General features: G+C 45.9%; 12 protein-coding genes. 8 read left to right on the top strand and 4 right to left on the bottom strand.

Annotated features, from left to right (window positions below):
- Nucleotides 1-180 precede the first annotated feature (180 nt).
- From NWQ57_RS12815 to nlpI, 4 genes are all read right to left on the bottom strand, one after another.
- Nucleotides 181-783, bottom strand: coding sequence for a beta-phosphoglucomutase family hydrolase (locus NWQ57_RS12815; protein ID WP_306022544.1), 603 nt, complete (start codon nt 781-783; stop codon nt 181-183).
- Between the two features lie 109 nt (nt 784-892).
- The gene (nadA, locus tag NWQ57_RS12810; RefSeq protein ID WP_306022543.1) at nt 893-1,951 is read right to left on the bottom strand and encodes a quinolinate synthase NadA; all 1,059 of its coding nucleotides are present in this window, start codon (nt 1,949-1,951) and stop codon (nt 893-895) included.
- A 96-nt stretch (nt 1,952-2,047) separates the two neighbouring features.
- The gene (locus tag NWQ57_RS12805) at nt 2,048-3,142 is read right to left on the bottom strand and encodes a hypothetical protein (protein WP_306022542.1); all 1,095 of its coding nucleotides are present in this window, start codon (nt 3,140-3,142) and stop codon (nt 2,048-2,050) included.
- A 5-nt stretch (nt 3,143-3,147) separates the two neighbouring features.
- Entirely contained in the window at nt 3,148-4,056 is a 909-nt protein-coding gene (gene nlpI / locus NWQ57_RS12800; protein WP_306022541.1) for a lipoprotein NlpI, read from the bottom strand.
- Nucleotides 4,057-4,302: 246 nt separating this feature from the next.
- On the opposite strand from nlpI, the gene cdd reads away from it, so the two are divergent.
- From cdd to NWQ57_RS12760, 8 genes are all read left to right on the top strand, one after another.
- Entirely contained in the window at nt 4,303-4,713 is a 411-nt protein-coding gene (cdd, locus tag NWQ57_RS12795; RefSeq protein WP_306022540.1) for a cytidine deaminase, read from the top strand.
- A 220-nt stretch (nt 4,714-4,933) separates the two neighbouring features.
- On the top strand, nt 4,934-5,638 hold the full coding sequence (locus NWQ57_RS12790) for an ABC transporter ATP-binding protein (RefSeq protein WP_306022539.1): 705 nt from the start codon (nt 4,934-4,936) through the stop codon (nt 5,636-5,638).
- Entirely contained in the window at nt 5,631-6,590 is a 960-nt protein-coding gene (locus NWQ57_RS12785) for an HlyD family secretion protein (protein ID WP_306022538.1), read from the top strand. Before NWQ57_RS12790 ends, NWQ57_RS12785 begins: the two co-directional genes overlap by 8 nt.
- 10 nt (nt 6,591-6,600) lie before the next feature.
- On the top strand, nt 6,601-7,590 hold the full coding sequence (locus NWQ57_RS12780) for an HlyD family secretion protein (protein ID WP_306022537.1): 990 nt from the start codon (nt 6,601-6,603) through the stop codon (nt 7,588-7,590).
- Nucleotides 7,587-8,783 (top strand): efflux RND transporter periplasmic adaptor subunit, encoded by a 1,197-nt coding sequence (locus NWQ57_RS12775; protein WP_306022536.1) that lies wholly within the window; start codon nt 7,587-7,589, stop codon nt 8,781-8,783. The genes NWQ57_RS12780 and NWQ57_RS12775 overlap by 4 nt, the downstream gene beginning before the upstream one ends.
- Nucleotides 8,783-10,024: an ABC transporter permease gene (locus NWQ57_RS12770; RefSeq protein WP_306022535.1), complete on the top strand. Its 1,242-nt coding sequence runs from the start codon at nt 8,783-8,785 to the stop codon at nt 10,022-10,024. The genes NWQ57_RS12775 and NWQ57_RS12770 overlap by 1 nt, the downstream gene beginning before the upstream one ends.
- Before the next feature lie 46 nt (nt 10,025-10,070).
- Nucleotides 10,071-10,538 (top strand): (2Fe-2S)-binding protein, encoded by a 468-nt coding sequence (locus NWQ57_RS12765; RefSeq protein ID WP_306022534.1) that lies wholly within the window; start codon nt 10,071-10,073, stop codon nt 10,536-10,538.
- Nucleotide 10,539: 1 nt separating this feature from the next.
- Complete coding sequence (locus NWQ57_RS12760) at nt 10,540-12,747, top strand: xanthine dehydrogenase family protein molybdopterin-binding subunit (RefSeq protein WP_306022533.1); 2,208 nt, start codon at nt 10,540-10,542, stop codon at nt 12,745-12,747.
- Nucleotides 12,748-12,749 lie beyond the last annotated feature (2 nt).

Here is a 12,749-nt window from a genome sequence, read left to right as displayed (position 1 = left end):
CTAAAGCCACTCCTACAAGGGGCTATTTTCAACAAGCCCTACAAAAGAGGCGCGTATGTTAGGGAAATACCTTGTTCGGTGCAAGTAATAACTGCTGTTAGGCTGCGAGTCGATGAACAATTGTGCAATTTAATCTGACAATCTCAAGTAAACGCGTAACCGAGGTAGTTATTCAATACATCAGTTAATGGTCTGAATCGGTAGTTCTATCTTACCATTAATCACCATAATGCAATCCATACCGGCATTTTGGGCGGCTTGACGGCCTATTTCGGTATCTTCAAACACCACGCAGTCTTTGGGCTCGATGCCCATGTTAAGCGCTACGGTTAAAAAGGTTTCGCCGTGGGGTTTGCCGTTTAACACATCGGTGGCAGTAACAACGGTTTCGAGTCGCTCTAACAAACCTGTGGCGGTTAGCATGGAAATGGCGTTACCGCGCTCCGAGCCGGTACCAACGCCCATTTTGAGCACACCTTGATAGCGCTTCATCACAGCAAAGGTGTCTTCTATTACCGTGGGCTTATCGTCAAGTTCAAGAAAAGCTTGCCGTTTGGTTTCGGTAACCTCGTCTAAATCGTGATCAAGGCCATGTTTTTCATTCAACAGTTTCACGATTTCGCGGGTGGGTACTCCGCCGAGGTTATGAATATAGTCTCCGTCGTAGGGATAACCATATTTTTCGCAAGTTAGCTGCCACGCTTTGCCATGGGCGCCCATCGAGTCTATTAAGGTGCCATCCATGTCAAACACGATCCCCTTGTAGCGGCTTAAATCTGGCATGTAATACTCCTTTTTAGTTAGTTGATTAATCGTTATGAGGACTAAAAATCAAAAAGCCAGCATAGCTGGCTTTTTGTTGAGTAAATAGACCTAAAAACGATAAGGTAAATCAGGCGTTACCCCTCACCTTCATCTTTAGCTCTGCAGAAAAATCGAGCATGCGATTGAGCGGCACTAGGGCTTGTTGACGCAGGGCTTCGTTTACAAAGATTTCGTGGCCGCTGTTGTCGGTCAATGACTGGTAAATGGCTTGTAAACCGTTCATGGCCATCCATGGGCAATGAGCGCAACTTTTACAGGTTGCACCATTACCAGCGGTAGGTGCTTCTAATAATATTTTACCCGGCGCCGCTTGTTGCATTTTATAAAAAATACCACGGTCGGTAGCCACAATAAAATGACTATTAGGTAGGGTTTGCGCGGCTTTAATTAATTGCGTTGTTGAGCCAACGGCATCGGCCATTTCAACGACACTGGCGGGTGATTCGGGGTGCACCAATATAGCAGCATCAGGATACAGGTTTTTCATGTCCAGCAAGGCTTTCGCCGAAAACTCGTCATGGACAATACATTCACCCTGCCACATCAACATGTCTGCACCGGTTTGTTTGGCAATATACGAACCTAAATGACGGTCCGGTGCCCAGATGATTTTCTCGCCTAATGAGTCTAAATGCTCGACAATTTCTAAGGCAATACTTGAAGTGACTACCCAATCAGCTCGGGCTTTTACTGCTGCAGAGGTATTAGCATACACCACCACGGTATGGTCGGGGTGAGCGTCACAAAACGCCGAGAATTGATCGGCTGGACAACCAATATCCAAAGAGCACGTTGCTTCAAGGGTGGGCATGAGTACGGTTTTTTCAGGGCTTAGAATTTTGGCGGTTTCGCCCATAAACTTAACACCCGCCACAATGAGGGTATCGGCTGCACAATCTCGACCAAATCGCGCCATTTCCAATGAATCAGAAATGCATCCACCCGTGGCTTCAGCTAAGGCTTGAATCTCTGGATCGGTATAATAATGCGCAACTAAGGTGGCATTTCTCTTTTTTAAAAGCGATTTAATTTCTTGCACATAAAACTGCTGCTGTTCAACAGACAAGGCTTTGGGCTTAGCAGGAAAGGGATAATCGACTTTTTCGACTTCAATAAGCTGTGACATAGATAACCTGAGGCGCTGACTAGATAAAATCGGGGAAAGTAGGTCCGGGCATTATACCTAATTGAAATAAAAATGACATATAGGACGCATTGAGTGTTAATTGTAATAAAACTGTTCGTAGCGCTTACGCCAGTAAGTGGCATAGGGACTAGCCGGCTGTTCTTCAAAAGTTTGAGCAAAATTTATAAAGGCCGGCGTCAGATTTTTTGGCTGCTTTAAGGCTTGCTGCCAAGCCGCAAGGTAAAATTCAGGAATACGTGCCACGTCGTAATATTCCATAAAGGTTAACTTGGCACTGGGTTTAAAGGCTTGGCTACTGTGATTGTCACACGTACGTGCTGGGGTCAGCGCCACATTAGTGTTTTGTTTGAGACTCTGCCAGTACTGTGTATCTATTTGCCCTTCATTGACCCGTTTAAACACCAAGTTAGGGGCTTTTCCTTGTTTACAAACGGTTGCGGCTAACTCGCTCGACAAGGGGTACTCATCAACAAAACCGGCAAAATGGGCCAATTCGTGCACCAATACATCATAAGTATCTTGCTGGTCGAGATACATAATACCGTTGTGCACATTCGCTTTACCGTGTTTGGCAAATACCACCAAATGGGTAAATTGTTTGTTTTCTAATTTTGGCGCTAAAGGCTTGATATCACAGGTAATACGAGCATTTTTATACGGGCTTGCACAAGGCAGTAAATGGGGCTCAAAAACAATATTTGCGGCTATGCAAATAGGCAAAGACGCCAAGCGTTTATCCGCCTTAAATTGATGAATAAAACGGCTAGCCTGTGGCAAAGAGTCAAGCTCTGAGGTAACAAATAATATTTGCTGCAAACACGCTTGAGGCGCCCAAGCTTGCAGTGAATTTTGCTCAATAACAAGGGGCGCACTTTGCTGCGCAGTTAGCCACTGCTGGCCATATTGCTGATATAGGCCAGCGTCTGGCGAGCCCAGTTCGTTTGCCTTGGCAAAGTCATGTAAGGCAGCGGCATATTGCTGTTGTTGCCATAAATTTAGTCCTTGCGCTAGATGCAACTTAACTGCGGCACTACGTTGTTGTTGGTTAAGTTGCATAACGGGCGATACAGAAGAGGCGAAATAAGCACTGTGGACCATTACAACAATAGGCAAGGCAGCGAGTGTTAACCACAGCGCTGCCCAACTGGCCTGACTTATTTGCTTACGCACCGCTTTTATTGCGCTTGAATATTAGCATCTTGTTCTTTACTGGCGTTTTCGCGCAGCAAATTTAACTCTAAGCGGGCGTAACGATGTTCAACGTATTCAAACACATTGGTGCTTAGGGCGAGTTTGAAATAGTTAGACGCCACCCCACGATGCCCGCGGGCGGCATGGTATTTACCTAAATAAAAATAGGCCTCGCATAGTCTGTCGGTCAGTTGCTGCTGACTGGTCACCCCTTGGATCAAGGCATTAAGCAATTGGTTTTCGGTAACGCGGTCTAAGTATAAATCTACCAGCCGAGTGGCCCAATTATCGTTATCAAGGCCATTGCGAGCAGTTTCTAATGAGGTTAGCGCTGCATTAGCATCAAGCTCACTGGCCGCTAAATAGTTCCATAGGGCTCGATAAGGATCACTTTCGTCTTTTGCATAAAAGGCGTTTAGATCCTGCACGGCTAAATCGGGACGCCCCCCGTAATACAAGGCAATGCCACGGTTTAAAAAGGCAAAGTCATAAGACGGATTGATGTCGAGTGTGGCGTCAAAGGCTTCATAAGCCTGAATAAATTCCATTTGCTGTGTGTAGTGCACACCTAAGGCATTATAGGCTTCGGCCAAGTCAGGCTTAAGTTGAATAGCTTGGTTAAAATCATATTGCGCTAAACCCGCTAAACCGACACTGTCATACAACATGCCGCGCTGTTGCAGCAATTGCGCGCGCTCTTCATCTTTTAACGTAGCCTGAGCCAAAATTTGGTTGTAACGCGCAATCGCCATTTGCGAGCGTGCGCTCATCGGTGCAGGCTCAGCCAGCAGCAAATTACTCATTTGAGGGTAATCTTGTTTGGTTGGTGTTGTAGAACTGCAACCTGCTAAAACCGCACTACAAAACAGTAAAGAAATAAGACGTTTATACATAATAAAGAAAGACTGAAGAACCTGGTTGAGATTACTACGACCTTGTTTAACGGTAAGCTAACTCACGCTTTTAAGCCCTAGATAATCGTTGAATTCGAACGACTGGTTGCGTCTAAGAGTCTCGCAATTAGCTTTAAAAGTAAAGATAAGCACTGGGCTTGGCACTAAATTTATCAATATAACTTGTATCAAACAGTAAAAATAAAGCAGACTAGATGGTCAAGTATAAAGAGACCCGAGGAAGCCATGTCTGCAACTGTTAGCGATATGCAAACACAACTACTAGAAAAAGCCTTTCTAGCCCAAAAAAACGCTCACGCCCCCTATTCACATTTTCAGGTTGGCGCTGCCCTGCTTGATAACACTGAGCAAGTTTACCATGGCTGCAATGTTGAAAATGCCGCTTACCCCTTAGGCCAATGTGCCGAAGCTACCGCTATTGGCAGTATGGTGGTAAATGGAGGTAAAAAAATTCGAGAAATTCTAATTGCCAGTCCCAATGATGACTTTTGTCCTCCTTGTGGGGGCTGCCGCCAAAAAATAGCTGAGTTTGCTGATAAGCATACGCTGGTCCATCTGGCCACTCAGCAAGGCAAAATAAAAACGGTTACGTTTAGTGAACTACTGCCACTGTCATTCGGTTTTAATCCAGAGTAGTTAAGACCCAATGCAGCACCAAGGTTATGGTATTTAGCTTATTGGTTTACTTAATTTATTTAAATAGTCAGTCTTTTGGGTCGTCCACCTAAAACCGCTCTAACCGTACACATCTTGAAACATTAAATAGACCGTCTCAGGCCCTGTTTTGCTGTTGCTTTGTTGCGCCAGTTTGGCCACCCAAGTAAGGTTAAGCTTAGGTCATTTTTTAGTTAACTGTATGTTAGAACTTCGCCATATCTGCAAGTCGTTTGTTAACGGCACAGAGCAAGTCCACGCTCTGAACGACATCTCGTTATCCATTCAAACCAATGAATTTGTTGCCTTTATGGGCAGTTCAGGTTCGGGCAAATCGACTCTTATGAATATACTCGGTTGTTTAGACGCGCCCAATAGTGGGCAGTACCTACTCGACAACCAAGACGTAGCCAGTTTGGACGACGACACTTTGTCGCAAATTCGCAACAAACACATTGGTTTTATCTTCCAAACCTTTCATTTACTGCCCAAGCTTGATGCCATCGCCAACGTAAAATTGCCTCTGCGCTACACCAATGTGAGCGATGCCGAAGCCACTGAACGGGCGGTTGCTTTGTTGCAAAAAGTGGGACTTGGGCATCGCATGCACCATAAACCCTTTGAAATGTCAGGTGGGCAACGTCAACGAGTGGCCATAGCTCGGGCGCTTATCAATAATCCTACGGTAGTCTTAGCGGATGAACCAACCGGCAACCTAGACAGTAAAACATCTGTTGAGATCATGGCCTTACTAACCGACTTACACAAACAAGGGCAAACTATTGTCATGGTGACTCACGAAGACGATATCGCCGCTCACGCTCAGCGTGTGGTGATGATGCGTGATGGAAAAGTGCTTGACCTTGATTACAAGATTGACGCAATGACGAGGCATCCCCATGGTTAAGCCAATAGCGAAAGTGATTTTTTTATCAGCAGGTTTATTAAGCGTTGCCGGCACCGCCAGTTATGCATCAACCCTATTAACCGGTGAAGTTGCCTCAGCGCAAAGTCAAACGGTTACCGCCCCCAAAAGTACCGGTTGGCAAATTCAAATTCAGTGGCTTGAAGAAGAAGGCACCATCGTGAAAGAAGGCGACCTGGTAGCGGTATTTGACTCAGGGGGTATTCAAACTCAGCTAGAAGAAAATCAAGAGAATTTACAAACCCAAAAATTGCAATTATTAAAAATTGAAATGGACGTAAATCAAGCCGTAGTAGAAGCAGAAGGCCGCCTAAAGCTAGCTACCATACAAGTTAAAAAAGACCGCATAGAAGCCAATATCCCTAAGGGTGAAGTCAGCGATTATGAAAAAGGTAAATTTATCATCGCCTATGAAAAAGCCCTGATGGAACAAATTAAAGCCGAAGAAAACCTCAAGCTTAAATTGGCGGAACGGGATGTTGCTATTCAAAAACAAAAAATAGAAATTATTAAACTGGAAGAAAAAATAGCCTATCAGCTTGGGCAAATAGACAAACTCAGTGTACGGGCGCACATCAGCGGACCGGTGTCGCATCTAATGCATCCTTGGATGCCACAAAAAATTGCCGCAGGCATGAACGTCCAACCCGCATGGGAAGTGGTAAGGGTGCAAGCACAGTCGTCGTATCAAGTGACCTCATGGGTACATGAAATCGATGCTGCAAAAATGGATCTTGCCAATAACACCCTACAGCTCACGCTCGACGCCTACCCGGGTAAAAGCTACCCAGGTAAACTGCTCAGCATGAGTAGTCAAGCAGAACAGCGCAGCCAATGGAGCGAGAGCGCTTACTACCGACTTGAAATTGCTTTTGATGAAGCAGTTAACCATCCCATTTTTCCGGGCATGAGTGTCCGAATTAATCTGCAATAAGGACGGCCCGATGATAATCATTACACGTTCAGCCCTGCTTGCTGCCCTAAGTGCCTTTGTCTTAGTGGGCTGCCAGCCAGATGCGATCGAAACTAGCGTGGTCGAGCAGCCTAAAGTCACTGCCACCGCAGAATTAATTTCACTTAAAAATGCAACGTTAGGGCCGCCCAGCATACCGCGGATGTGGCAATATAAAATCGAATACATGGCCCGAGAAAATCAGTTGGTAAAAGAAGGCGATAAAGTTTTAGTCTTTGATGCCCAAAACCTAAAAAATGACTTAATTAGCCAATCCAGCCGGCTTGCAGCAGAAATTAAAAAAGCGGAAAACCAAAAACTCAAAGACGAAGCCACACAACAAGATTTGATTTTGGCCTTAGCGGAGGCCGAAATGAATTTTCAAAAAGCCAAACGTAAAGCGGAGATCACCGACGCCTCTCGCTCGAAAATCGAACGAGACAAACAACAAGCCGACTACGAATACCAAACAGAAAATCTAGCCCAAGCCAAACAAAAGCTAGCACACCACAAAAAAGCGATGGAAATTAATCGCAGGGTGGATCAAGCCGAAATCAATCAGCGTCAAAGCCGTGTGAATAGCGTAAAACGTGATATCGCTAAACTTACTATTAACGCCCCCAAAGATGGTTTAGTTATGTATACCGCTGATTGGGAGGGTGAAAAAGCGGCAGTAGGTCAAACGGTGTACATGGGCCGCACATTAATGCAACTGCCATCACTTGATGAGGTGGCTATAAAAGCTGAGTTTGCCGAGCCCGACACCGCTAAATTGCACACTGGACAAGTGGTTAAGGTCATCTTTGAAGCCTACCCTGAAAATGCGTACATGGGTAAAATTTCCGAACTTGGGGAGGCCTATTATCCGAAGTCCACGTCTAATGCCAAAGTGGTATTTGACGCGTTAATTGAACTTGATGACAACAAACCGGAAGTTATGCGCCCCGGAATGAAAGCAAAGGTAGAGGTACTAGGTTCATGAGCAAGTTTTTAATGTTTGCGGGCTGTTTAAGTGCCGCCACATGGCTTAGCGCTTGCAGCGAAGCGCCCATATCAAGTACCCCCGTGTTCACCGTTGAAAGCCGAGAGTTTGAAATAATCATCCCTGCCTTTGGAGAGCTAGAAGCCGCTGAAGCACACAATATTTCAGCTCCAGGTCGTCAACCAATGATGATTGATTGGCTAGCAGAAGAAAACAGCAAAGTGAGCAAAGGGCAAGTGGTGGCACGTTTTGATGCCGAGCGCTTACTGCTCGATAGCCGTGAAGAAGAGCTTGAAATGCTGTTGCTTGATAAAGACTTACGCAAAACCTACGCCGAAAAAACCAAACAAGAAAACGAGCTTAATTCAGAAGAAGTGTTTGTGGGTAAGGAGTTCAAGTTTGTGGATACTTTTGCCATTGATGACATGCGTTTGTATTCGAAAATTGAAATTATCGACACCCTATCAAACCGCGACTACTTAGGCGCAAAAGAAGAATTTATTGATTGGAAACAAGACAGTATTGGCGAGCAAAACCAAAGTTCGGCACAAATTTTAGATATTCGTAAACAAGGCCACGAAGCCAAATACACCCAACACAAAGAAGCCTTATCTCAATTAGAAATTTATGCTCCTTTTGATGGTTTGTTAGTTTACGAAAAAAACTTTCGGGGTGATAAACCCAGCGTCGGGCAAACGGTATTTCCGGGTAGCACTATTGCTAAAATTCCTAACTTAGAAAAAATGCAGGCTAAGGTGTTTGTGCTCGACAAAGACGCGATTGGCTTAAAAGCTGGCCAGAATGTTGAGTTAACCTTAGAAGCCCTACCTGATCAAAAGTTGCAAGGCACGGTGGCCAGTGTATCGGGGTTTTCACGCACCATTAAACGGGGCAGTCCAACAAAGTATTTTGAGCTGACGGTAGACATCCCACAAAGTGAGCGCAAGTTGCAACCTGCACAAAAAGTGGTCGCTGCTATCAGAGTCAGCGATGTGCAAAGTAAAATTGTGATCCCCCTACAAGCTATTTTTAACGACAAAAGTGAAAACTTTGTATACCTACAACAAGGCAGTGACTTTGTGAAACAGATTGTCACCACCGCCGATAAAAATTTGTATTTTGTGGAAATCAGCAATGGCCTCAAACCCGGCGATATTATTGCCCTTAGCGTACCACTTGGAGTAACTGGCTGATGGTTAGCACCTTTAAACCTTTAATTGTGGATGCCCTAAAAGAAATGGCAGCCCACAAATTACGTACGCTACTCACCTTACTTGGGATGATTTTTGGGGTAGGCGCAGTTATCGCCATGTTGAATATTGGCGAAGGGGCTGAGCGCCAAGCCTTGAAGTTAATAGACTCAATGGGCCTGCGTAATCTCATTGTTGAAAGTAAACAATTTGCCAGCGACGAACTCAAAGAAATCCGCGAAGAATCATTAGGCTTAACCTTAGCTGATGTTGAAGCCGCTGCCGCGACACTGCCCTTTGTCGAAGACTACAGCGCCGAACGCAATATCAAAACCCAATCGGTTTACAGTGATAAAGGGCGTTCAGATGCCAACGTGGTAGGGGTGACGCCAAGTCACTTTGTATTATCGAACATGAAAGCCGCTAGCGGCAGATTGTTAGACGATGCAGACGAACGCAACGTATCGCAAGTTGTGGTACTGGGTGCTTCAGCCGCCGATGCGCTGTTTCCACAAGGCAATGCACTGGGACAGTTTGTAAAAGTGAACCATCTGTGGCTTGAAGTAGTGGGGGTATTGTATAACCCGTTTTTAGGTAAAGACGAATTTCAAGGGGTCAAAATCGGCGGCGACAGTGAACGTTTATTCGTACCGCTGTCTACCAGCTTGAAAAAACTCAGTGCATTGGCGTTGGCCAGTGAACTTGATACGGTAAAACTGAAGATCTCTGAGCAAGTAGACCCCAGTATTGCCGCCAAAGCAGTAGAGCAGTTGTTTAAGCTGCGCCACGGTGAAGCAGAAGATTATCAGTTAATCGTACCTGCAGCCTTATTGGCCCAGCAAAAACAAACACAGCAGATATTTAATATCGTTATGGCTTGTGTGGCGGGCATCTCGTTATTAGTGGGTGGCATCGGCATTATGAATATCATGCTGGCCAATGTGTTAGAGCGCACGAAAGAAATTGGACTCTTAAGGGCAGTAGGGGCCACCCAACGTGACATTAAGTTTCAGTTTATTGCTGAAAGTTTTACTATATCGGTGCTCGGTGGCTTGTTGGGCATCGTCTTTGGTTTGGCTCTATCAGAAATTATTGGTTTTTATTCTGGCTGGGCTGTCAGCTGGTCAATGGTTGCTATCTTTTTGTCTTTAGGAATTTGTATTGCAGTGGGTGTGGGATTTGGGGTATTTCCTGCCATTAAAGCGTCACAGTTAAATCCTATTGAAGCCTTGCACAGCGACTAACACAATTAACTAACATAGTCAGGTGTGCTGGCTAATGGAGGATACAATGAATAAAAGCATTAACATCAACGGCAAAAATTTCGAGCTCGACGTACCTGACGACATGCCACTGCTGTGGTACTTGCGTGACAAATTAGAACTTACCGGCACTAAATTTGGTTGCGGTATGGGTTTATGTGGGGCGTGTACCGTGCATTTAGACGGACAAGCTATCCGCGCCTGTGTCATGCCAGTGGCAGCAGTAGCGGGCAAATCAATTACCACTATTGAAGGCTTGTCTGAAAACGGCAGCCACCCATTACAAAAAGCCTGGCTTAAACACAAAGTGCCACAATGTGGTTACTGCCAAGCAGGTCAAATTATGAACGCAGCCAGCTTTTTAGCCGCAACTCCGCGCCCCAGTAGTACAGACATCGATAATGCGATGCAAGGCAATATTTGTCGCTGCGGCACCTATCAACGCATTAAACTCGCCGTGGCCGATGCCGCTGACGAGTTAGCTAAGGAGGTATAAGATGAGCGCTAAAGAGACTCATATTCATCAAGGCTTTAACCAAAGCCGGCGCGTTTTTCTAAAACAAAGTTCGGCCTTAGGCGGCGGGTTAATGCTTGGTGTAAGTGTGGTGCACCCTGCCCTTGCGCAAGTCAAGGTTGGCGCTGTTGATAATTTTAATCCTAACGCCTTTATTCATATTGCGCCCAATGGCGATACCCTGATTTATTGTGGGCGCTGTGAAATGGGGCAAGGCATTAGCACCGCATTACCTGCTGCAGTTGCTGACGAACTCGAAGCTGATTGGGCAAGAGTGACGGTTAAACAGGCTGACGGTGACGAAGACAAATATGGCTCACAGGCTACTGGCGGCTCAGCCAGTATTCGTACCATGTATATCCCCATGCGTGAAGCAGGCGCCGCAGCAAAAGAAATGTTAATTGCCGCAGCTGCCAAAGTGTGGGCCACAGACGTCAAGAACTGTAAAGCAGACAAGCACGTTGTGATTAATACCCTGAACCAGCAAAAACTAGGTTACGGTGAACTAGCCAGTTTAGCGGCAGACATGCCTGTGCCCGCTCAGCCAAGCTTAAAAACCAAAGCAGAATATAAATACATAGGTAAGGGGCTGGCGAGACACAATCAAGGCGATATCGTAGTGGGTAAACTCACCTATGGTGTAGATACCAAGTTACCTGGTTTAAAATACGCAGCGATTACGCACTGCCCTGCCTTGGGCGGAAAACTAAAATCAGTCGCCAACAAAGAGCAAGCCATGCAAATGGCGGGAGTAATCGATGTCGTCGAAATCCCTCGCTTTGAAGTGCCCTTTGGTTCAATTGGTGGTGTGGCCGTTGTAGCAGACAATACCTGGACAGCTCAGCAAGCACTTAAGAAGCTCAACATAGAGTGGGACCTAGGTAAAAACGGCAGCTACGATACCAATGCCTACAAAGCCATGTTAGTAAAAAATGTTGAAAACCCAGCTAAGCTTGTAGCTGAACGTGGCAACCTGCAACAAGCCTTTGATGACGCAGCCCATGTGATGAAAGCTACTTACACAGGTGGACATTTATCTCATTCACCCATGGAGCCTAACGCCAGTGTCGTTTGGGTACAAGATGACTCATGTGAAGTGTGGGCCGCCACGCAAAGCCCCGGCGATATTCAAAAAACCTTAGCCGAATATTTTAAACGTGATCCTAAAGATATAGTGGTGCACGTCACCATGTCTGGCGGCGCCTTTGGTCGTAAGTTTAAATGTGATTATGTACATGAAGCAGCGGTACTGTCTGCTAAAGTGAAAGCGCCGGTGCAACTGACGTGGTCTCGAGAAGAAGATATGCGCACCGGTTATTTTCATTCAATTAACGCCCAGCATATTGAAGCGGCACTTGATCAAAACGGTAACGTGAGTGCTTGGCTGCACCGCGTTGCCTTTCCGCCCATTGCCTCTTTGTTCAACCCTGCACAAGACCGCGCTACTGACGCCGATGTGGCAGAGGTAGCGAATCACCCCTTTGGGATCGCTAATTTGCGCAGTGAAAGTGGCGAGGCGCCAGCGCATACCCGTATAGGCTGGTACCGAGCGGTATACGCCATCTTTTATGGTTTTGCTTTTGGTGCTTTTGCTGATGAACTTGCCCATCAAAACAAACAAGATACCGTCGAGTTTTTAAATCGTTTATACGACAGTAATACCGACCCTAAACAAGCTGAACTCGTCAAACGCTCAAAAGGTGTCCTGGCGCTGGCCGCAGAAAAGGCCGCTTGGGCACAGCGTGATTCACTGCCGAGTAATCAAGGTCTTGGCATAGCCGTACATTATAGCTTTAACACGTATGCGGCCATGGCGGTATTAGTTGAAGTGAACGGCGATGACATAAAAGTACTCGAAGTATGCGCCGCCATTGACTGTGGCCAAGTACTCAATATTGACGGCGCTACGGCGCAAATGGAAGGTGCCGTAGTCATGGGCATGGGGTATTCTTTGCGCACTGAAATAGTATTTAGAAATGGCGAAGTGCAAAACACTAACTTTCATCAATACCCCGTACTGCGTATTAATGAAATGCCTAAGGTACAAGTACACTTTGTAGAAAGTGATTATCCGGCAACGGGCTTAGGTGAACCGGGCCTTGGTCCATTCGCCTCTGCTTTAAGCAACGCGGTATTTGCCGCTTCTGGTAAACGGTACCGCGACCTGCCTTTTAAACCAATGGCTATTTAAGC

Origin of the sequence: Paraglaciecola sp., from assembly GCF_030730205.1 — a bacterium.
GTDB lineage: Bacteria > Pseudomonadota > Gammaproteobacteria > Enterobacterales > Alteromonadaceae > Paraglaciecola.
Note: the sequence above shows the minus strand (reverse complement) of the source record. Positions and strands in the feature narration are given on the sequence as shown.

Excerpts from the sequence above, each read along its gene's own strand:
- NWQ57_RS12815 (WP_306022544.1), bottom strand. The coding sequence starts at position 783 with ATGCCAGATTTAAGCCGCTACAAGGGGATCGTGTTTGACATGGATGGC.
- nadA (WP_306022543.1), bottom strand. The coding sequence starts at position 1,951 with ATGTCACAGCTTATTGAAGTCGAAAAAGTCGATTATCCCTTTCCTGCT.
- nlpI (WP_306022541.1), bottom strand. The coding sequence starts at position 4,056 with ATGTATAAACGTCTTATTTCTTTACTGTTTTGTAGTGCGGTTTTAGCA.
- cdd (WP_306022540.1), top strand. The coding sequence starts at position 4,303 with ATGTCTGCAACTGTTAGCGATATGCAAACACAACTACTAGAAAAAGCC.
- NWQ57_RS12790 (WP_306022539.1), top strand. The coding sequence starts at position 4,934 with ATGTTAGAACTTCGCCATATCTGCAAGTCGTTTGTTAACGGCACAGAG.
- NWQ57_RS12785 (WP_306022538.1), top strand. The coding sequence starts at position 5,631 with ATGGTTAAGCCAATAGCGAAAGTGATTTTTTTATCAGCAGGTTTATTA.
- NWQ57_RS12780 (WP_306022537.1), top strand. The coding sequence starts at position 6,601 with ATGATAATCATTACACGTTCAGCCCTGCTTGCTGCCCTAAGTGCCTTT.
- NWQ57_RS12775 (WP_306022536.1), top strand. The coding sequence starts at position 7,587 with ATGAGCAAGTTTTTAATGTTTGCGGGCTGTTTAAGTGCCGCCACATGG.
- NWQ57_RS12770 (WP_306022535.1), top strand. The coding sequence starts at position 8,783 with ATGGTTAGCACCTTTAAACCTTTAATTGTGGATGCCCTAAAAGAAATG.
- NWQ57_RS12765 (WP_306022534.1), top strand. The coding sequence starts at position 10,071 with ATGAATAAAAGCATTAACATCAACGGCAAAAATTTCGAGCTCGACGTA.
- NWQ57_RS12760 (WP_306022533.1), top strand. The coding sequence starts at position 10,540 with ATGAGCGCTAAAGAGACTCATATTCATCAAGGCTTTAACCAAAGCCGG.